The sequence below is a fragment of the Companilactobacillus paralimentarius genome (assembly GCF_963227125.1).
GTDB classification, from domain to species: Bacteria; Bacillota; Bacilli; order Lactobacillales; family Lactobacillaceae; genus Companilactobacillus; species Companilactobacillus paralimentarius.
Window position 1 is genome coordinate 245347 of sequence record NZ_OY724131.1, and the last position, 21782, is coordinate 267128.

Here is a 21782-nt window from a genome sequence, read left to right on the forward strand (position 1 = left end):
ACGATTAATGATTTATTTGAGCTGTGGAAGGTAAACGCGGTTCTGAATGTCTCTTAAAACCTGTCTCAAATATTGACTTCAATCCATTTGAATCTAATCTAATAAATAAGGACTTCTATAGTGTTACGGCTTATATTCCAAATTATTGGAAACAAATTGACAAATACTTTAATGAATTAGATATTAATGGCAAATCTATAGTAATTGATTATTTGGAGAATTATTCTATTAATGGTTTTTCTCTTTCCGAACATATGATAAGTATCTTGCTAAATAATTCATCTCAAAAAAGTGAAGATTTTAGAATAGATTATTATGAAAAGTTTCTTAGAGGTATATATTCTAATGAATATTATGATTTTAGAGTCGAATCACAGGATTTAAATGCTTTATGGCTTATAGATCATGTGTCTAAAAATCATAGTGTATATCTAGGATTCATTGATAAACAAATTTTTGGATTTAATGAAACTTTATTTGAAAAATTAATTCAAAATTTAGATTCGATGGACAAAACATTAATGCTTAATGATTATCGTTATTTAATCGATGAAACGGGAGTCGGATTACTTAAATACTTAATAGAAAAGGACAAATTAAATCTTACTGATGGACAATTATTGAAGTTTAAGAAAACAAAAATAGTTCAAAGAATTTATTGTAATTTAATTTTGAATGGATTTAGAGTTTCAAAAGAAACAAGAGATGAAATCGTGAGAAATATTAGCGAAACATACAAATTTTATGGTAAGGAAATGAACATATTTCTATCGAAATATAAGAAAAACTATGATAAGAAATCTGATTTTTATATTGATGGTATTTATTCTGACGCAAAGTTGACAATTAATGAATATAATGATTTTTTACCTATAAGGATTTCAAAGAGTAATGAAGAGATTGATGGGCTTATATCAAAACTAAAAGAAGTTACCTTTAAGAGTAATGCGGATATACAAATTGACATAATGGATCAAGATAATGAAATAGATAAGTCTTTAAGTAATTCGAAAATATGGATAGAAAACAAAGATGGAGTTATTTACTTTCTAAATGAAATGATCAATGACGATAAATTAAGAAAAACGTATAGAAGATCAATCATGAAGTCAGTAATTTATGGTTATACTACTGATCACATAAAAATTGAATTCATAAACAATTATTTTGATATAGAAAAAAGCAATAATAAAGATATATTTGATTTTTTGGATGAGGAACTATTTACAGAAATTATAAAAAAAGAAGACTTTGATAAAATTGAAGGTCGCTTTATGTCCTTTAAAATGAATGAGTTAAATACAAAGTATAGTAACACCGATACTATAGAGAATAGGAACATAAAATTAGATGAATTTATAAATACTGATCTAGGTCACTATACTCATATTATTAAACAAATTTCTACAGATGATTTGAAAAGAAATGAAACCTTAATAAAATCGAAAATAGGATCTGTAAATAATAAATATAGACCTTATTTGAAGGGAATGTTTATTGAATTATTTGATGATGAAATTAATTTTGAGTCAATAAATACATTTTTGGGTTTTTCTCATAATTATGAATTTGTTTTAAATGGTAAGTACATTAGAAAATTTTCGAATCTGGTAAAAAAATGCTTTTTTGAAAATAAAATAAGAGATAACTTTGCTATATATAATATGAGTATAGCGCTGGTTGAGAATATTGATCCATTAGAGAATAATCAACATATTGTGACTTTGAACAAAAAACAAAGTGAGTTTGATGAACAAATATTTAAGCGTATATTAAATTTATTCTTTAAAAAGAAAATTAAGTCAAAATTTAAAGGCAATTGGGTAGAATTCTTTTTAAGGGAATGCGGGTATACTCAATCTCTCATTAATTTTATAATATATTCTGCGAATGATATCGATATTAGCAATTTAAGGATATTAAAAGATTTACTTAAACAGAATATGAATAAAAAATTAAGTAAAGTCAGAAGTACCTCTTTCTATAGTATTCAAAATATAAATTTGTTGGATGTAGAAAAAATAGATATTATTATTGATTTGTTAGAAATACTGCTTCAAGAAAATGTTATGAGGGAGGATACTTATTTTATGAATTCAATGAATTCCTTTTTAAAGACGTTGAAATCGGATAGATTAGATAAACAAATAAATAATGTGATAGATATTTTGACGAGATTTGTTCCTTCAAGTGAGATAGAGGAATTAAAAAGTGAATATTTATAAATTATTGTCAAGGAAGGGATCTACTTTGGAATGTTAACTGTATACAAGCCGTTAGATTATTCTTCAGTCAAAAAATGATACAATCCCAAATCCAATTCATGCTCCAATCGAAGTGTAAATTCAACTAATTTGGTTGGCTTACCATCGCTGTTTTCTTCAACAATATCTTTTGCAGTAAGAATACGTGCGGAACCAAGATAGTAAAAATCTTTACCATCGATTCTATCGTTGTTAGATTTTCTCACGAATAGTTGGATCATCCCAAAACCTTTATGTTTGAGAATTTCACTCTCGACTGTACTGGACATTGAACGTCCACTTTTAGAGAACAAAGGTAGGGTTGAACGATCCGAAAAGGTATTTTCATATACCATTTTATTTTGAACTTTCACAGTTTTCTTTAAAGATATGAAAACAGGAAGAAAACGCCCATCATCTCTCAAGCCATAACCACCGATGTTTATATAGTTAGGCTCATTTTTCCAGTTCAACATTTTGATAATATCAGGACGGTAATATTTTTCGCCAATGGTAAATCGATTACGATAAATTGCTGGATTCTGATGTACATCCCAAAGTTTAGCGTCTAAGGTATCTTCAAAATATTTTCTAAACGCTTGTGATTGCAACATTTGTTGGAGTTCAGAAGTAAATTTCCATTTATCACCGATACGGTCAGTTAATACAACTTGGCCGTATTTTTTTTGTTTTACTTTTGAAAAGTAACTGAAATCTAAGACAGAAGCTACGTTGTCTAAGGTTTCACTGTCACAGAAAATATTTTGAGATTGAAGTTCAGATAGGATTTCTTCGTCAGTTAAAGTATGTTGGAATAACAATTGTTTCAAAATCCACGCTTCAACAGGACGTTTAGATACAGTGATTTCCGCAGAAATAAATTTTAAAAATGAATATTGTTCTTTAGTAAGTGAAGCAGAAAAATTAGCTTCAAATTTATTTTGCATGTCATAAACAGTCTTGAATTTATCAATTATATCGGGAACGTCAACACTGCCTAGTTTGGCGAAATCTAATAACATAGGTGACCGCAAGCCAATTTTATCTTTAAGACTTTGATAGGCAGTTTTGAAGCGATTCATGTCATTCAATTTAGCTTTTGAAACAGCGGCCAAAATTCGATTACGAGCCACTTCTTCAAAATGGATTGTGGAAACACCAGAAATGCTGGGGCTAACAATCTGTTTGAGTATTTTTTCTTTATTACTAGTGTGAGAGCGGTCAAATGCCATTGGAATCATATAATTTTCATCATAATTACCGATAAAATCTAAAATCGTCACGAATTCTTTATGAGCAAATTTACGTAATCCACGGCCTAGTTGTTGTAGAAATATGATGCTGGATTTTGTAGGACGCATCATGACAATTTGATTGAGGATAGGAATATCCACGCCCTCGTTAAAAATATCAACTGTGATGATGTATTGGAGTTTACCATCAGTCAATTCTCGAACGGCTTTTTCCCGAGCTTCAACCGCATCTTCAGCGGAGACAAATTGAGAATTGATACCTTTATTCGTGAGTTTAACAGCCAATTCACGACCTTCAGCGACACGACTAACAAAAATTAATCCGTGTACATTATCGCCACGAGGACCATAGTAATTAGTTTTGTCGATAATGTAATTTACACGTTCATCAGATACTAAATATTTCAAACTAGTTTTGTCATCGATAACTTCACCGTTTTTCTCATAGTCAGTTACACCGATGTAGTGAAAAGGTACAAGTAGGTCGTTGTCCAATGAGTCTAACAGTGAAATCTCATAAGCCAACTGGTAATCGAAATACTTGTAGACGTTGGTTCCGTCAGTTCTTTCAGGAGTAGCCGTCATTCCCAACATGAATTGTGGTTGGTAAAAGTTCATCAAACTTTGGTACATTGATTCTTTTTCACCAGGTTGATTTTGGCTAACACGATGAGCCTCATCGATAATAATGTAGTCGAATGCAGTGGCTCCCAATTGTTCACGGACCGATTTTTTAGAAATCATGTTAACCGTTGCGAAAAGATAACGCGCAGTTACTTCTTTTTGATTACCGCTGAGAATACCATAGTCGTTGTCAGATCCACCTAAAATTTCTTTAAAACTGGACATAGCTTTACGCAGAATTTGTTCACGATGAACGACGAATAGTAGTCGCTTAGGATTAAATTGTTGGACATCAAAAGCGGCTAAATAAGTTTTACCAGTTCCAGTCGCTGCCACAACTAGTCCCTTTTTAGCATGTTCGACATCTCGTAAGTGTTTCAGAGCTTCCAAAGCTGGCTGCTGCATTTCGTTAGGAACAATTTTGTCTGCTGATTCAATTTGTTTCTTATTTCGATAAGTTGAATAGTTAGGTTGCCAATTTTGGCGGTAATCTTTTATCCATGATGATGTCAAAGGAACGGCTTGTTGCCAAAGAATATCTAGTTCGTTTTTAACATTATGAATAACGTCACCACGTTCAGTCGAAGTGATACGCAGGTTCCATTCGAAATTCTTTTTCAAAGCGTTTTGCGTTAGATTGGAACTACCGATTAGGGCACTTTCGTAAGTGTCATGATTGAAATAATAGGCCTTCGTGTGGAAGCCATCTTGATCCAGAACCTTAACGTCGAGATTAGGGATTTGTAATAGATCATCGAAGACATCAGGATTGTTAAAACCTAAATAAGTTGAAGTGATAAGTTTTCCACGGACACCGTGTGTAGCAATGTCAGCCAGAATACTCTTAAGATCCAATAGACCACCCGAAGTAACGAAAGCCACAGCAATAGTAAAAGATTTGGCGTTACGTAATTCGTCTTCCAAAGTATCAAGCACGGTCCCATTTTGATTAGTTATCAATGCTGGTTGATAACGAGATAATGATTGTGTCGAGTTGTCAATAAAGCCAAAGTTTATGCCTTGGTTAATTTCATAATCAGTGTCCATATAATTTCACTTCCAATTTGTAATTGTTCTAATAGACAAGTATATCAGAGCAGTTAAATTTTATAGATGATTTGTGTACAATGAAGGGCAGAGGAAGTGTATTTTATGAATCAAAATGAGAACTCCCAAACCAATTATTTTATAATAGATTCCAGCTCCAGTATTGAACACAATGATGTGGATTTTAAATACTACAGCTATCAAAATCATAATAACAATCAGCTTCACAAAGGTGATCTAATCATTTATCGTCGTTCTGGCAGCGCTTCAGAATGGGGCAATGAATTTTACCTTTATGGTGCCGGAAAATTTGGCGAAGTTGTAAGACAAGATCCGGCTACTGGCAACGATATTGTCACGATTGAGCAACCTTATCTATTCTCCCATCGTCTCATGAAACAAAATTTACGTACCTTCGATTGGACATTCCGAAAGTTCAAAGGTAAATGGTCTAATTTTTTCAATATGAATGGCATCACGCAGATAAATGAGCATGATTATATGGGTTTATTAGCGCGTCAAAAAAATATGGTGTCTGAACCAAAGTTGTCGGATGCAGAGGAATTATTGGCGGTAAAGTGTTATCGGGCTGAGAAGAATGAATTGTATTTTATCAATGATGAAGCTAAGGGTGTTAAAGCTTACAATGCAGTCCAAAAGTTTTTTGCGGATAAAGTAAAATTTAATTATCATTATAAATCGGCGGTGGCAGGTCCAGTGGATGAGGATGATTTGGTTGTAGCAAGAATTGTTCCTTGGGAAGCCAATAAGGAAATTCGCTTGGATCCACGTAATGGAATTAGTTTTACCAAAATGTTAGCTGAAGCCTTTACAGCAGGATATTTCACCTTTAACGATAAGGGACATATTGTTATTTCTAATGTTGCGTCACCGGAGGTAGAGACTAATAAATTATTAAATAAATATAAGAATAGAAAAATACATATGAACTACCAATATTCTCCTAATAAAGAATATTTAGAATATCATCGTGAACATGTTTTTAAAAAATAACCCTATTGACGAACAACGAACTTCCTTGTATTATATGGACAACAACTTTTAATTAAGTCCAGTGAGACTTGGAAAGTACAATCGCTTATGGGGAGACCCTAACTAACTTTCTTTGTCGCACTGGCAAGGGAAGTTTTTTTATATCTTGAATTTTTAATCAGATCCAGAGAGGTCTCAAAGGTTCAGTCTAAATAATCAATCTAAGACAAAACTTGAGGGATGCTGGATAAAGCATCCCTTTTTCTGTCTCAAATATTGTGAAAGTTTGGAGAATATTATGAAAAGATATCTAGTTTTTGAAGATGGTACATATTTTGAAGGTAAGGCCTTCGGTAGTGATGTTGAAACAATTGGTGAGTTAGTTTTCACAACCGGTATGAGTGGATATCAAGAAGCTATCACTGACCAATCTTACAACGGACAAATTATTAATTTTTGTACACCAATGATTGGTAATTACGGAATTTCTAAAAAGTTTAACGAATCACCTAAATCATACATCAAAGGTGTTTTAGCCCGTGAAATTGCGGAGGTTGTCGGTAATTACCAAAGTGAAATGACTATCGATCAATTTTTGAAGGAAGAAAATATTCCGGGAATTCAAGGAATTGATACACGTGCTATCACTTTGAAAATTAGAAAAGCTGGAGCTTTAAAGGCAGCCATCGTCGACAGTTTGAATTCAGGATTGATTGACCAAATCGCTGATTGGCAATTGGATAGAGACCAGTTGAATAAGAGTATTACCGAAACTTCACAAGTATTTGCAGGCAAGGGCAAGCATGTCGTGATGTTAGATTACGGCTACAAACAAAGTATTGTCGATGAATTACAAAGACGCGACGTTAAAGTAACTGTTGTGCCAGGTAATGCCTCAGTTGCGGATATCGAAAATTTAAAACCCGATGGAATTCTCTTGAGTAATGGACCTGGAGATCCAATTGATCACACTGATATTTTGAGTAACATCGTGGAACTCGAGAAGAAGTATCCAGTCTTCGGTATCTGTATGGGACATCAACTTTTATGTTTAGCCAATGGTGCTAAAACTTTTAAGATGAAATTTGGACATCGTGGTTTTAATCATCCTGTTAAAAATTTAGAAACAGGCAAAATTTATTTCACTTCTCAAAATCATGGTTATGCCGTTGATCCTGAATCCATCGCTAATACAGATTTGAAAGTGACCCAAGTTGAATTGAATGACCAAACAGTTGAGGGGGTTGAACATACTAAATACAATGCCTTTTCAGTTCAATTCCATCCGGATGCAATGCCAGGACCACACGATGCTGACTTCATCTTTGATAAATTTTTGGAAAGACTAAACAAATAGTTGGAGGAAAAATTAATTATGCCAAAAAGAACAGACCTTAAAAAGATTATGATCATTGGTTCTGGTCCAATCATCATTGGACAAGCTGCCGAATTTGATTATTCAGGGACTCAAGCTTGTTTAGCCCTTAAAGAAGAAGGTTATGAAGTTGTTTTGATCAATTCCAATCCAGCTACGATCATGACCGACAAACATATTGCTGATAAAGTTTACATCGAACCAATTACTTTGGAATTTGTGGAAAAAGTTTTAGTTAAAGAGCACCCGGATGCTATTTTACCAACATTAGGTGGTCAAACTGGGTTGAACATGGCTGTTCAATTGCAAGAATCAGGAATTCTTGATCAATTAAATATCGAAATTATTGGAACTAAATTAAATACTATTAACGAAGCCGAAGATCGTGAAGAATTTAAACGCTTAATGCAGAAGCTACATGAACCAATTCCCGCTTCGAAAACAGCCTATACTTACCAAGATGCCAAGGATTTCACTGATCAAATTGGTTTCCCCGTGATTATCAGACCAGCTTTCACAATGGGCGGAACCGGTGGTGGTGTTGCGCATGACGATGTTGAATTAAAGGAAATTGTTGAGCGTGGATTGAAAGCTTCACCATCAACTGAATGTTTGATCGAACAAAGTATTGCCGGCTTCAAAGAAATTGAATTTGAAGTAATGCGTGATAGTGCGGACAATGCTTTAGCCGTTTGTCATATGGAAAATGTTGATCCTGTAGGAATTCATACCGGTGATTCCATCGTTGTTTCACCAATTCAAACTCTTTCAGATACTGAAGTTCAAAAGTTACGTGATGTTTCGCTAAAAATTATTCGTGCGTTAAAAATTGAAGGTGGATGTAACGTTCAACTAGCTATCGATACTAAGACAAGTAACTATTACATCATCGAAGTAAATCCACGTGTCAGTCGTTCTTCAGCTTTGGCTTCAAAAGCAACTGGTTACTCAATTGCCAAGATTGCTGCCAAAATTGCTGTCGGATTAACACTAGATGAAATCACTAATCCAATTACAGGAAAAACTTTTGCACAATTTGAGCCAGCTTTGGATTATGTTGTTTGCAAGATTCCGCGTTGGCCATTTGATAAATTTTCTAAAGCTGACCGCACAATTGGAACGCAAATGAAGGCTACCGGTGAAGTGATGGCCTTGGGTCGTAACTTTGAAGAAGCACTTCAAAAAGCTGTTCGTTCTTTGGAAATTGACCAACATGATTTAATCATGGATTCACTCAAAGATAAGTCTACTGAAGATTTGGAAACATACGTCCAAACACCAAAGGATGATCGTCTATTTTACCTAGCTGAATTATTACGTCGGGACGTTTCTTATGAAAAAATCAATCAACTAACAGCCATCAATCCTTTCTTTTTAGCCAAAATGAAAAATATCATCAACTTTGAAAAAGAATTGACGAATGGATCATTGACCAAGGAGATTGTAACCGATGCCAAACGTTTAGGTTACTCGGATAGAACAATTGCCCGTCTGAATGATTTGCCAGAAGATGTTATTCGTTCCTTTAGAATTCAAAGTGGAATTTTGCCAACCTACAAAACTGTCGATACTTGCGCCGGTGAATTTGAGGCTGAAACTCCATACTTCTACAGTACTTATGAAACTGAAAATGAATCAGAAAAAATGTCTAACAAGTCAGTTCTAATTTTAGGTTCAGGTCCTATCCGAATCGGACAAGGAATCGAGTTTGACTATTCGACTGTTCACTGTGTCAATGCGGTTCAACAGATGGGGTATAAAGCAATCGTTATTAACAATAATCCTGAAACAGTCTCAACTGACTATTCAATTGCAGATAAATTATATTTTGAACCACTAACCTTAGAAGATGTCTTGAACGTCTGTGACTTGGAAAAACCAATCGGTGCTATCGTTCAATTTGGTGGTCAAACTTCAGTTAACTTGGCCGAACCTTTGAAAGAAAATGGCATCAAGATCTTAGGTACACAAGTTGAAGATATCAATCGTGCCGAAGATCGTGATTTATTTGACCAAATTATTAAGAAACTAGAAATCCCTCAACCAATTGGTGGCACAGCTACTTCACCAGCAGGTGCATTACAAGTTGCTCAAAAAATTGGTTATCCGGTTTTGATTCGTCCAAGTTATGTTTTAGGTGGGCGAGCAATGGAAATTATCAAATCAGATGCCGAATTGAACAAGTACATGAAAGAAGCTGTACATGTATCAAATAATCATCCGGTTTTGATCGATAGTTACTTAACTGGACGTGAATGTGAAATTGATGCTCTAAGTGATGGCGAAAACGTCTTGTTACCAGGTATCATCGAACATATCGAACGCTCTGGAGTTCATTCAGGAGATTCAATGGCTGTTTATCCGCCACAAAATATTCCAGATTCAGTACAAGATCAAATCGTCGAGTATGCTAAACGTTTGGCAAAAGAATTGCACTGTGTCGGAATTATGAATATTCAATTTGTTATTCACGATAATCAAGCCTACGTAATTGAAGTAAATCCACGTGCCAGCCGAACAGTTCCATTCCTAAGTAAAGTTACCGGAATTCAAATGGCCAGAATTGCTACTAAATTAATTTTAGGAGCCAACTTCAATACACTAGGATTAGAACCAGGACTAGCACCAGAATCAAGATTGATTCATGTTAAAGCACCAACATTCTCCTTCAATAAATTAAACGATGTTGATAGTGCTTTAGGACCAGAGATGAAATCAACCGGTGAAGTTATGGGATCAGGAATCGACTATACCGAAGCTTTGTATAAAGCCTTTGAAGCAACTAATCAACATATCAAAGATGCCGGAAATGTTTTAATCACCGTTAATGATACAGACAAAAAAGAAGCATCTACCTTAGCAAGAAGATTTGAAGAAGTAGGTTTCCAAGTTTTAGCAACCAAAGGAACCGCCGATTACTTCAATAAATTAGGCATCAGAGCTAAAGCCGTACCAAAAGTAGGCGAATCATCTAAAGATATTATCTATGACATCACACACAACAAAGTACAATTGTTGATCAATACAATCGGAGACAAACGAACACATACCTCAGACGGATATATCATCAGACAAAATGCCGTCTTAAATTCAGTACCACTTTACACATCATTAGATACAGCCGACGCTATTTTAAGAGTGTTGGAGAAAAGATTTATCGGCGTAAACGCATTATAAAGAGAGCGAAGCAGGCCCGGGAATTTCCGAGGATTTGCCTAAGTCCTGGAATCGCCCGCGGGACCGTGCGGGCAATTTCAGGACTGTAGCAAACCGGAAGAAATTGGCCTGCGTAGCTCGTTTCGATAGAGAGTGTAGTAAGCCCGTTTAGATTCTGAGCATTTGCAGGACTTTGCGAATTGGCTGCGAAGCAGACAGTTTGTGAAGTCAGGCAAAGCACAGGAATCTGGCCTACGTAACTCGTTTCCACTATATTGCAAAGAACAATGGTTATTTAAGAATTGTCCAGAGCTAGCCAAAAAAAAATCCTCAAAATAATTCTCCCCAAAAATAAAAAGTCGTCCAGAAAAGGACGGCTTTTTTTTGCGTTACTTATTAACAATTTCAACCTTACTACGACCATCACCAAGTTTCTTAATCAAAACCTGTTGACCAATAGTTTGTTTCATAGATTCAATATGACTGATAACACCGACCATACGATTTTGACCAATAGTTTCCAAAGCAGTCATAGATTTTTCAAGGGTTTCATCATCAAGTGAACCGAAGCCCTCATCAACAAATAAGGCATCAATTTGGACTCCGTTAGAAGATGATTGAACGACTTCACTAAGTGAAAGGGCAATAGACAAAGCGGCAATAAAGGTTTCACCACCAGATAAAGTGTCGGATGAGCGTGATTTGCCGGTTTCGTTATCAAAAATATTGATATCTAGGCCGTGATCACGCATTTTATCGCTAGGATCATCAGACAATTCAAAAGTATAACGATTGTTAGAAAGTAGATTGATAAAATGATCGTTAGCGTAATTGAGAACTTTTTGAAGGTAGTTCTGTACGACGTAAGTTTCTAGTTTCAATTTACTGTCGTTGTTACCTTGACCGTTCACAATATTGTAGAGATCGGATAATTGACTGAATTTCTTCGCAAAGTCGCCTTGTTGCGCAATGATATCTTTAATACGTTTCAAGTTCTTGTCAGCATCTTGGAAAGTTCGTTTAGCATTGGCAACTTGAGAAATTAGTTCATCCTTTTGGGTTTGTAGACCAGTTAAAACTGTTCGAAGAGTCTCTAAGTCAGGTTTTTCTTTGTCGGCCAACGCAGTGGATAATTCATCGATTCGTTTTTCCAAACGAGTTTTTTCTTGTTTGTAGTTAGAAATTTTAATCTGCAAATCGGAAAGAACGCCATCATTTATTTCGGTAATCCAAGTACGTAATACTTTGATGTCGTTAGTTTTAGCATTAGAGTCACTTAAAACTAAATCGATGCTCTTTTGTAATTTCTCAATAGTGACTTTTTGTTCAGCAGCTTGTTTTTCAACATCATCTAACTGGGTTTTGTTGTTGGAATACTTAATCTGGCTATCTTGAGCTAACTTTTGCGTTTCAGTAACTTGTTCTTGATAGTCCCTAACAGCCGCATCTAAAGCTTTAATCTCTTGAGTGATTTCCTGACTAGAACGTGTTTCATCGCCAAGCTTAGCAAGGATTTGTTTGAGATCTTTTTGGTTAGCTTCCAAAGCTGTTTTTTTGGTGGCCAAATCAAGTTTAAATTCATTTTGTTTGTCAGCAACTTTCTGACTGTCTTTAGTTAATTTCTCAATTTCAGCAGTTAGCTTGTTGGCAGCAGCTAATTGTTCAGTAAGAGAGGCAATCTCTTTTTCAAAAATTGATTTTAAGGATGATATATTAAATTCGGTATCAAAAGTTAATTCAGATTTATTTGTCAGTTCCAAATAAGTTTCGTTTAATTTTTGAGTAGCAGTTTTAAGGTTATCTTGAGCGGTGTTTAATTCAATGGTTGTCTCGGAGATATTGTTATTAAGTGTTTCCACTTCTTTTTGGGCAGAAGCAAATTGATTCTGTGATTTATCAACTTGTTCCATTGAAGCTTTTAATTCGATTTCATCGGCGTCGATAGTTTTAATCATATGAGAATGATCAATGGAACCACAGACAACACAGGGTTCTCCATCGACTAGTTCTTTTTGAAGTTGAGCAATCATTAGAGCCTGACGATGACCTTTTTTCTCTTCAAAATCAGCTTGAGACTGTTGAAGATTTTCTGTTTTCGACTGTAGTTGTGACTTTAACTCATCTAAATGAGTTTGGAGACGATTGACGTCCTTTTTATCGTTGAACTTTTGATTCTCCAAGGGAGTGAGGATTTCGACAAAATTATCTTTTTCATGTGTTAAGGCATCTTTTTGTGTTTGAAGTTTATCACTATCGGTTAAGGACTCTTTTTTAGCGTCAATTTGTGAAGTGATTTTTTGAAGCTCTTCATCCTGTTCAGATAAATTTTCTTGTAAAACTGATAATTCAGGTTCTTGTTTAGTGATTTCCTTACGAATTCTTTCAACCCGTTCAATGTCAGGAATCAAAATTGCTAATTTCTTACTTTGTTTTTCTTTTTGATCAAAATCATCTTTTTGAGCAGTTAATTCTTCGCTTTTATTTGTAGCTGATTGGTAATCTTTTTGAGAGAGTTTCATTTGGACAGTTAATTTTTGACTTCCATCATTGATCTTTTTCAACTCGTCATTCTTACTGTCGAGATCACGTAAAGTATCCTTCAAACCGTCTGCCCATTGTAATTCCGAGACATGTTGTTGCTGAGCAGAAATTTCGGTTTCCTTATTGACGATATTCAATTGATAATCGTGCTTAGCAGTATCTAAATCGGAGAACTGTTTGTCCAAATCTTTGGCACTTTGAAAATTTTTGTCAGCGGTTTGAACTTGTTTGTTTAGTTCAGTAGCCTGTTTTTCCACAGAATAAAATTCAGCTTGTCGCTTGTCTACAAAACTTTCAAGTACGACAATTTTTTGTTCATCAGATTCATGACTTAGCTGTTCTTTTTCTTCATCGGTCCAATTATCTGAGTCTAACTGTGCGGCCAAATCAGTGGCAAAAGTTTCATTCTTCTTTTTGTCGGCAGAGTAGAGTTCTTTTAACTTGCTGGTAAAATCAGAATAGAGTTGAGTACCAAAGATCTTTTTGAGAATGGCTTCTTTAGCATCAGTTTTGGATTTCAAAAATTCAGAGAAGTCGTTTTGAGGTAAAAGGATGATTTTCTTAAATTGTTCAGCCGAAAGATTGAGAATTTCGGCGATAGCAGTTCCGACATCACTGGGCTTAGCGGCAATACTATCAATCTCAGTACCGCCAACTTTATCCACAATAGCCAATTTGGCAATCGGCTTTTTATCCACAAGATTGTCGCCACGCTGACTTTTAAGCCACTGTTCCGGACGACGAACGATACGATAGAGATTATTTCCCTGTTCAAAATAGAAAGTCACTTCGGTTGCCTTATCGTTGGGAGCAAATTGACTGCGCATTTCTCGAGCATCACGACCATCAGTTGTAGTACTACCAAAGAGAGCAAAGGTCATAGCATCGAAAATTGTTGATTTACCAGCCCCAGTGTCACCACCAATAAGGAAAATGGGGGCTTCGTCCAGTTTTCGAAAGTCGATACTGGAGTTTTCATGGGGTCCGAAATAATTCATCTGTAAGTAAATAGGTTTCAAAATTATTTCTCCTTTCTTAAATCAACAAAAATTTTATCCACAATATGTTTCTGAGTTTTAGATAAATCGTTTCCAGTTATGCTGTGGAAAAATTGATCAACTGTTTCATCAGGACTCAATTCACTAATGTTTTGCACAGCCTGATCTTGTTTATCTTGATAGACGTTCTCGTAATCGAGTTCAACAACTGTTCCATAGATTTCCTGTAGTTGGGCGCGGACGTTGATGTGTTTGCTACGGTCGAAATTTTTTACGGTGATAGCAAACCAAGCACTGTCGATTGGTTGTTGTTTATAAAAAGTAGGATCAGTTAAAGTGTTCCATTCCTCCTCCAAAACAATCAGGTCAGTTTGAGGTTTGATTTCTTTGAAAGTATGGGTGATTTTGTCATTGTCAATTTCGACAATATCGACACCTTTACCCTTATTTTTAATTCGAGCTTCTTTGACGTTGAATTTTACGGGACTACCAGAATATCGAATAGTTTCACTTGGGGAAGCAAAACGAGTGTGAATGTGTCCCAGCATAACGTAATCAAACATTTGAAATTGGTCAGCGGTTAAAGTGGCGAGTCCGCCAACAGTTGAGGTAGTTTCACTAGTTAATTCGATTTTATCTTCTTTGTTTGGTGTAACTGCAAAGTGAGTAATGAGTAAGTGCTTTTTATTGGAATCGAAATTCTTTTGCATGTCTGTTAAAACAAGATTCATGGCATCAACAATTGAGTGAATTTTTTTTGTGTCTTCTTCCAAAACGCCTTGTTGATGGTAGTAAGCTCGAACATCCATTGGATCAAAGAATGGCAACATAAAGATTTGAACTTTAGGAGTCTCAATAGGTTCGAAAGCTTCACTGACTAAAGTGTTGAGATGAAAATTGTTATATTCCATCCAATCACGGCCATAATTGAGTCGTTTAGCACCATCGTGATTTCCTGAGATAGCATAAATGGGTAGATGATGTTCAATATTGATTTCTTTAAACATTTTATTCAAAGTTGTGACGGCATCGACATTGGGAATGGCACGGTCATAAATATCACCGGCAATAACAATACCGTCGACGTGTTCTTCTAAGGCGATGTTTAAGATTTGTTGAAAGGCGGCTTTTTGTTCATCGAGTAATGAGTAGCCATTTAAAGTCCGACCAATATGCCAGTCGGCAGTATGTAAAAGTTTCATAATTATTCCTCCATGAAGATTATGTTCTATTTCCTTTTTACGTCGAAAAATTGCATTTATCAATATCAAATTACGAAAAAGATTTTTAATTCGTACTTGTCTTTTGTTCATTGTGAACGTAACAAGTATGTTGAAAAGCAATTAAACAATCGGAGGAAATATATGATGCATTTAATTTTACAGATTATTAGGTGGGGTTCATTGGCTCTTATAATTGTTACGTTTTATAACTTATATCGGAATTGGAATTTTGACCCAGAAGCGGAAGAATTGAAAGATAAAACAGCAGAAGAGCTCACCCAGGCCAAAGATAAATTTGAAAAGGATAGGGGGAGTCAGATCAGCGGAGCTATAGTAGCCGCATTAATGTTTGTTGGGATACCGTTTCTTTCAATATATACTAACACTGCCTCTATCGTTGATAATGAGTATAGTGTGACTGGAAAGAGGCCTTATAGTATTCATATTGTTTCGAAAAATCAGATGTACTATCGTTTTTCTAATGGTACGCAATGGCTTTACTACACGAGAAAAGGTGATACATTGTCAATTACGGATGATGATGTTCAAACTTTGTTTACTAATGGCGACACTATTTCGTCAGTTAAATTCAAATTGAGCGATAATGATAAGATTGCTAAGGAAACGGTTAAAGATCCGGTTTACGGTGATACTAAGGTTACTTTGAAGTTGATTGAATAGGAAAGTGTGACAAAACGCTGTCAGTTTTTGAACATTAATGTAAATAAGGACGGTAACTCGATTTTGAGTTGCCGTCCTTATTTTGGATAGTTTTGTTCTGTTCTGAATAACCATGGTTCCATGATGAATAGTGGAAACGAGCTACGCAGACCAATTTCTTCCGGTTTGCTACAGTCCTGAAATTGCCCGCACAAATCGCGTGCGATTCCAGGACTTAGGCAAATCCTCGGAAATTCCCAGGTCTGCTTCGCTCTCTAATCGTTTAGATTGTAACGTAACTTCATATGTTCTGATCCCATTGTAACCATATCTCCGAGTAACTTGGTTTGTTTTTCAAAGGCTACGTCGGCTAATTTCTTGTTGGCTGCTTCTAGATACTTTTTGGCATCACTTTGATTGGCGATTTCCTTATCGGTATCATTTTGGATCTTACGATATGTACTCATAGCATCTAATTCATAATCGTTTCTCATATCAACATATAGATCGTAATCTGTATCGCCTAATAGGGCAGTGGTACAGCTTAACCAGTACATATTATTCATGTCGAATTTACCTGTGGCATTTTTATATTGTGCTGGGGTGTCTTCGACGTTGGCATAGAATGGAACTACGGTATTAAAGGTATTTGCACCATATGCTAACCAGTGGATTCCGGCAATCTCTGCGGGAACGTTATTTCTGATTTGGAGAATGTGTACGTCATGATTTCTGTTGATACCGATTGGTCTGAAGAGTTTCTTTTCAGCATCAGTACCTGATCCGTAAACATCATACTTAGTATTTTCAAAGTGGGAACTTAAAACAAATTTTACATCTTCGATAGAAATTTTACGGTTGGCGTGGCAGATGAATGGTAGGTCTTGATTCATTGGGTCATCTGGGGTGTCATCAGGACTGAAGAACTTTTGTCCAGACCAAGCACGTGGATTGTTATAAACGGTATCTTTGACTGATGAACTACCTAAGATATGTCTTAAGTTATATTTGTCAAAATCAGGATTCAAATTGTTTTGATCGATAAGATCTTTCAAATCATCTGAACAAAGTGTATCGGCTGAATCGAAATCGAAATTGTCGATGTTCATACGATTAGGTGCAACGACATAAGCGTCATCAGGGATACGAACGGCTGCCCAGTGGTGTCCACCGATTGTTTCTAACCACCAAACTTCTTCATTATCAGCAAAAGAAATTCCGTTTGGTTCGTAAGTTCCATATTCTTCTAGTAAAGCGCCGAGACGTTTAACACCATCTTTAGCACTGTGAATATATGGAAGAACTACTGTTACAAGGTCTTCTTCACCAAGTCCATTTTCAACAAATGGATCTAATCCCAAGACACGTGAATTAGTAGTGATAGTTTCAGTCGCTGACATAGCAACATTTTCACTGTTGATTCCGGCAGCGGGCCAGATTCCGTTTGTCAAAATTGAGTTAGGAATTGAAGTGTAACGTAGAGGATTGTCAGGTAAAGATACGTTGACTTTACTGATGACTGATGTGTAATCCTTAGGTTGATCTTCAGGGTTAACTACAACAAAACGTTGAGGGTCAAGTGCCTCATGACCATCGTCGTTTCTAGAAATAATTGTTGAACCGTCAATAGAAGCTTTTTTACCAACTAAAATTGATGTACATGAACCTTTAATACGCTTTTCCATTATTAAATCGCTCCCTTTATGGTTATTGATATCTTAATTATAACTGGTTTAATAATTGAAACCAAATGGACTAGTTATTAATTTGCGCATACCTATCATAATATTCATTAATGATCGTTTGGGTGAAATTTTTAATTTGATCAGATACCACTACTTCTGGTTTAACTAACAAAGAGTGAATCTGATAAGTAAAATACTCTTTTAAGTACTGTTCTCCCTTTTCTAAGCTTATCTGGTTAGTTCTAACATTATTTAAAATACCGTGAATATTGATTTGATTTTGAAAAAGTAGAAATTCTGCAGAAACATCACTAATGAGCAATTGTTGCTGTTGAGCTACCTGATAATATTTTTTCAAGGCCTGAAAGTATTCTTCGTAACCTTGGTTAAATTGACGATACATTTGCGGATAAGCTTGTTTTAATTGTGTTTTGAATAACTTCGTGGTTGATCCCATTAATAAGAGCGAATTCAGAATGGTTGGTAATAAATTTTTGCCTTCAACTTTTGTGGGAATAGAATTTTTTTGTAAAAACTCTAAATGCCGATGAACAACCGATTGAACGATTTCGTCTTTATTTTTAAAGTAGATATAGAGTTTAGCACGACTGATGCCTGCCATTTTTGCTAAATCTACCATTGAAAAGTTATCGAACCCTTGTATAAGAATAATATGATTAAATTTGATAATTAGTTCTTCTTTTGGTGTCATGCAATAATACCTCCAAAAATAATTATATCATTTATTTGACAATATAGACACTTTATAGTATTGTTTGTCTAAATTGAATGAACAGAGGACATAAATTATGAAAAAAGTAGTTGTAACAGGTGGTACAGGATTCGTCGCAGGATGGGTGATCGTCGATTTTCTCAATGCAGGATATGAGGTCAGTACCAGCGTGCGTTCAATGAAGAAGGCAGATCGTCTAGAAAATGAAATTGCTGGAGCTGTTTCTAAGGATGAAATGAAGAATCTTAGTTTTTTTGAAGCAGATCTAACTAGTGACAAGAATTGGGTAGAAAATATTAAAGGTGCCGATGGCGTGATTCACGTTGCTTCACCAATGGGTAATGGAACTCAAACAGTTGAAGAATTAGTAAGTGTTGCTAAGAATGGAACATTGACAGTTTTAAAAGCAGCCAAAGAAGCTGGCGTTAAAAGAGTAGTAATGACTAGTTCACAAGCAGCATCTACTCCTGAAAGTGGCAGTACTGCTATTTTGGATGAGAGTTTTTGGACAGATGTTAAAAATCCAGACCTAGATCCTTATCGTATTTCAAAAGTTGAGTCTGAAAAGGCTGCTTGGAAATATGCCAAAGAAGAGGGGATAGAATTAACAACAATACTTCCGGGCGCAATCTTTGGCCCAATTTTGTCAGACAAAGCTGTCAGCTCTAATCGAATTCTTTTGCAAATGTTAAATGGATTACCAATGACACCACATGTTCCATTAGAAATTTCAGATGTTAGAGATTTGGCAAGATTGCACCGTTTAGCCTTTGAAAATTCTGTTGCCATTGGAAAAAGATATCTAGCCGCTTCTCAAGTATTACAGATGGCAGATGTGGAAAAGATTTATCAGACTAATTTTCCATACAAAAAAATCAAAATCAGAATGATGCCTAATACAGTGACTAAATTATTATCTCGTTTCATTCCTAGTTTGCGAGCATTGGTACCAATGTTGGATCGTAAATATCGTCATACGACCGCCGCTGCAGAAAATGATTTGGGTTGAACACAGCATAAACCAGTAGAAACAGTCATGGATGCGGCCAAAACTTTGATCAAATTTGGACTTGATAAATAGTTTCAAAAAACAATTGACCTAGACCACACTCTAAGTACTATTGTTAAATCGTTGAGAAAAACGAAAGGAACTTAAAAACTTATGAAACAACTAAATATTGGTAACACAAATTGGAAAGCTTCGGCTGTTGCACTAGGAATCATGCGCATGGAAGCTTTGTCAGCTACAGATGCAGCTAAAACACTTGAGGCTGCTGTTGATAGTGGTATTAACTATATTGATTCAGCCGATATCTATGGTATGGGCAATTCCGAAAAAGTTTTCGGGCAAGCTATGAAAGAAGCAAATATCTCGCGTGATGATGTTTATATTCAATCAAAAGGTGGAATTGTTTTTGATCCAGCTCGCAGTCACGGAAGTTTTGTTTTCGGTAAAAGATATGATTTTTCAAAGAAGCATATTATTGAAGCTGTTGATGGAATTCTAGATAGAATGCAAATCGATTATCTAGATTCATTCCTATTACATCGTCCAGATCCATTGATGGAACCAGAAGAAGTAGCTGAAGCTTTTGACGAATTACAAAGAGACGGAAAAGTAAGACACTTTGGTGTATCTAACTTCAATCCCCAACAATTCCAAATGTTACAAGAAGCCGTTGATCAAAAATTATTGATTAATCAATTACAATTTAGTATTGCTCACACAGGAATGATCGATTATGGAATGCACACAAATATGACCGATGCTCGTTCCGTTAATCATGATGGAGGACTACTAGAATTCTCCAGAAGAATGGGGACAACAATCCAAGCATGGTCACCATTCCAATATGGGATGTTTGAAGGAACATTTATAGGCAGCGACAAATTCCCAGAATTGAATGCTAAGTTACAAGAATTAGCAGATAAGTATGGGGTAAGTAAGAATGCCATAGCAGTAGCATGGATCTTAAGACACCCAGCAGGAATCCAAGTGTTGATAGGAACAATGAATCCAGAACACGTAATTGATAGTGCAAAAGGTGCAGATGTAGAACTTACTAAACAAGAGTGGTACGACGTATACTTTGCTGCCGGCAATGACTTGCCTTAGAGAGCGAAGCAAATCCTCGTGGGTTCCCTTGCGCAGCTCGTTTCAATAGAGAGCGAAGTAAGCCCGTTTAGATTCTGAGCATTTGCAGGACTTTGCGAATTGGCTGCGTAGCAGACAGTTCGTGAAGTCAGGCAAAGCACAGGAATCTGGCTTACGTAACTCGTTTCCACTATAAAACATAGAACAATAGTTATCTAAATAAGAACATCAAAAAAAACGCTAAACTTCCTCTCAAAAAATAAGGAAGTCTAGTGGTTTTTAATTTATTTAGGCAAATCAATTCCAGCACCAGTAATGCCAGAGAGATACTTCTCCAACAAAACATTTTTAACATGAAATTGAGCACCTGGTTTAGTATAAGTAGCGACCTGAATAACCAAAGTGCCGTCAGGTTGATTGGAAAATCCAACAATATAGGGTTTTTTAGTAATCTGCAATTTTTTCAAATCCAAATCCTGATTGATCTGATTAATGATTTTAGTGATTTCCTCAAAAGGAGCAGCACTAGAAACTGGAATTTCCATCAAAGCCTGCATATTATTACGAGATTTATTGCTGACGACAGTAATATTTCGATTAGGGATGTAATTCAAAGTTCCATCAACACTTTGAATTTGGGTTGTTCGAATGCCAACATATGTAACTTGTCCTTCGACGTTATTGACTGTGATTGTATCGCCCACACTGATTTGTTGTTCCAAAAGGATGAAAAAGCCATTGACCATATCGGAGACGAATCCTTGAGCGCCAAGACCAATCGCCAAACTGAAGATTCCGGCACCGGCGATTAGGGTACCAACGGGAATTCCAATAGCTGATAATAAAGCGTAGATCCAAAAGAACATCAGGATATATTTAAAAATATTGAGAACCAAAGTATAAATGGTATCTAATTTTTTGGGCGAGATACCACGTTTGTAATTACGCAGTCCTGTTTTAAAAATATGACGAATGATCTTTTTACCGATCCAATTGATCAAAAGTAAGACGACTGTTAATAGAACTAATTGGAAAACAACTGAGATCACATGTTGTAACACTGATTCCCAATCGACCTTTAGAAAAACTTTTTTAATAAGAGTATTTAAGTTAAGGGATGTATTCAAAATTTCAGTTCCTTTCAAAAAGTAGCTGA

Annotated in this window: 13 protein-coding genes; 7 read left to right on the top strand and 6 right to left on the bottom strand. The window is 35.6% G+C overall.

Going from position 1 to position 21782, the window contains the following annotated elements:
• The first annotated feature begins 23 nt into the window (after window positions 1-23).
• On the top strand, window positions 24-2225 hold the full coding sequence (locus ACI6PB_RS01150) for a hypothetical protein (RefSeq protein ID WP_404327632.1): 2202 nt from the start codon (window positions 24-26) through the stop codon (window positions 2223-2225).
• Between the two features lie 56 nt (window positions 2226-2281).
• Here ACI6PB_RS01150 and ACI6PB_RS01155 read toward each other — a convergent pair whose 3' ends face one another.
• Entirely contained in the window at window positions 2282-5167 is a 2886-nt protein-coding gene (locus tag ACI6PB_RS01155) for a DUF3427 domain-containing protein (protein WP_404327633.1), read from the bottom strand.
• Window positions 5168-5272: 105 nt separating this feature from the next.
• On the opposite strand from ACI6PB_RS01155, the gene ACI6PB_RS01160 reads away from it, so the two are divergent.
• The 3 genes from ACI6PB_RS01160 (at window position 5273) to carB (ending at window position 10712) form a co-directional block, all read left to right on the top strand.
• Complete coding sequence (locus tag ACI6PB_RS01160; protein ID WP_404327634.1) at window positions 5273-6181, top strand: hypothetical protein; 909 nt, start codon at window positions 5273-5275, stop codon at window positions 6179-6181.
• A gap of 277 nt (window positions 6182-6458) precedes the next feature.
• Window positions 6459-7517 (top strand): carbamoyl phosphate synthase small subunit, encoded by a 1059-nt coding sequence (locus ACI6PB_RS01165; protein ID WP_404327635.1) that lies wholly within the window; start codon window positions 6459-6461, stop codon window positions 7515-7517.
• A gap of 18 nt (window positions 7518-7535) precedes the next feature.
• Window positions 7536-10712: a carbamoyl-phosphate synthase large subunit gene (gene carB, locus ACI6PB_RS01170; protein ID WP_404327636.1), complete on the top strand. Its 3177-nt coding sequence runs from the start codon at window positions 7536-7538 to the stop codon at window positions 10710-10712.
• Window positions 10713-11080: 368 nt separating this feature from the next.
• Here the strand turns inward: carB and ACI6PB_RS01175 are convergent, their stop codons facing one another.
• Complete coding sequence (locus ACI6PB_RS01175; RefSeq protein ID WP_404327637.1) at window positions 11081-14251, bottom strand: AAA family ATPase; 3171 nt, start codon at window positions 14249-14251, stop codon at window positions 11081-11083.
• 2 nt (window positions 14252-14253) lie between these two features.
• The gene (locus ACI6PB_RS01180; protein ID WP_404327638.1) at window positions 14254-15432 is read right to left on the bottom strand and encodes an exonuclease SbcCD subunit D; all 1179 of its coding nucleotides are present in this window, start codon (window positions 15430-15432) and stop codon (window positions 14254-14256) included.
• Between the two features lie 162 nt (window positions 15433-15594).
• Here ACI6PB_RS01180 and ACI6PB_RS01185 point away from each other — a divergent pair, with 162 nt between their 5' ends.
• Entirely contained in the window at window positions 15595-16134 is a 540-nt protein-coding gene (locus ACI6PB_RS01185; protein WP_404327639.1) for a hypothetical protein, read from the top strand.
• Window positions 16135-16388: 254 nt separating this feature from the next.
• Here the strand turns inward: ACI6PB_RS01185 and ACI6PB_RS01190 are convergent, their stop codons facing one another.
• Both ACI6PB_RS01190 and ACI6PB_RS01195 read right to left on the bottom strand, forming a co-directional pair.
• Entirely contained in the window at window positions 16389-17798 is a 1410-nt protein-coding gene (locus tag ACI6PB_RS01190) for a C69 family dipeptidase (protein ID WP_056955733.1), read from the bottom strand.
• Window positions 17799-17868: 70 nt separating this feature from the next.
• Complete coding sequence (locus tag ACI6PB_RS01195) at window positions 17869-18510, bottom strand: TetR/AcrR family transcriptional regulator (RefSeq protein WP_404327640.1); 642 nt, start codon at window positions 18508-18510, stop codon at window positions 17869-17871.
• 97 nt (window positions 18511-18607) lie between these two features.
• Between ACI6PB_RS01195 and ACI6PB_RS01200 the strand changes: the two genes are divergently transcribed.
• Together ACI6PB_RS01200 and ACI6PB_RS01205 are read left to right on the top strand one after the other, a co-directional pair.
• Window positions 18608-19540: an NAD-dependent epimerase/dehydratase family protein gene (locus ACI6PB_RS01200; RefSeq protein ID WP_404327641.1), complete on the top strand. Its 933-nt coding sequence runs from the start codon at window positions 18608-18610 to the stop codon at window positions 19538-19540.
• A gap of 153 nt (window positions 19541-19693) precedes the next feature.
• Window positions 19694-20647, top strand: a complete 954-nt coding sequence (locus tag ACI6PB_RS01205) for an aldo/keto reductase family oxidoreductase (RefSeq protein WP_404327642.1) — start codon at window positions 19694-19696, stop codon at window positions 20645-20647.
• Window positions 20648-20910: 263 nt separating this feature from the next.
• Here the strand turns inward: ACI6PB_RS01205 and ACI6PB_RS01210 are convergent, their stop codons facing one another.
• Complete coding sequence (locus tag ACI6PB_RS01210; protein WP_025085541.1) at window positions 20911-21753, bottom strand: mechanosensitive ion channel family protein; 843 nt, start codon at window positions 21751-21753, stop codon at window positions 20911-20913.
• Between the last annotated feature and the right edge of the window lie 29 nt (window positions 21754-21782).

Coding starts and splice junctions, on each gene's coding strand:
- ACI6PB_RS01155 (WP_404327633.1), bottom strand. CDS start 5,167: ATGGACACTGATTATGAAATTAACCAAGGCATAAACTTTGGCTTTATT.
- ACI6PB_RS01160 (WP_404327634.1), top strand. CDS start 5,273: ATGAATCAAAATGAGAACTCCCAAACCAATTATTTTATAATAGATTCC.
- ACI6PB_RS01165 (WP_404327635.1), top strand. CDS start 6,459: ATGAAAAGATATCTAGTTTTTGAAGATGGTACATATTTTGAAGGTAAG.
- carB (WP_404327636.1), top strand. CDS start 7,536: ATGCCAAAAAGAACAGACCTTAAAAAGATTATGATCATTGGTTCTGGT.
- ACI6PB_RS01180 (WP_404327638.1), bottom strand. CDS start 15,432: ATGAAACTTTTACATACTGCCGACTGGCATATTGGTCGGACTTTAAAT.
- ACI6PB_RS01185 (WP_404327639.1), top strand. CDS start 15,595: ATGATGCATTTAATTTTACAGATTATTAGGTGGGGTTCATTGGCTCTT.
- ACI6PB_RS01190 (WP_056955733.1), bottom strand. CDS start 17,798: ATGGAAAAGCGTATTAAAGGTTCATGTACATCAATTTTAGTTGGTAAA.
- ACI6PB_RS01195 (WP_404327640.1), bottom strand. CDS start 18,510: ATGACACCAAAAGAAGAACTAATTATCAAATTTAATCATATTATTCTT.
- ACI6PB_RS01200 (WP_404327641.1), top strand. CDS start 18,608: ATGAAAAAAGTAGTTGTAACAGGTGGTACAGGATTCGTCGCAGGATGG.
- ACI6PB_RS01205 (WP_404327642.1), top strand. CDS start 19,694: ATGAAACAACTAAATATTGGTAACACAAATTGGAAAGCTTCGGCTGTT.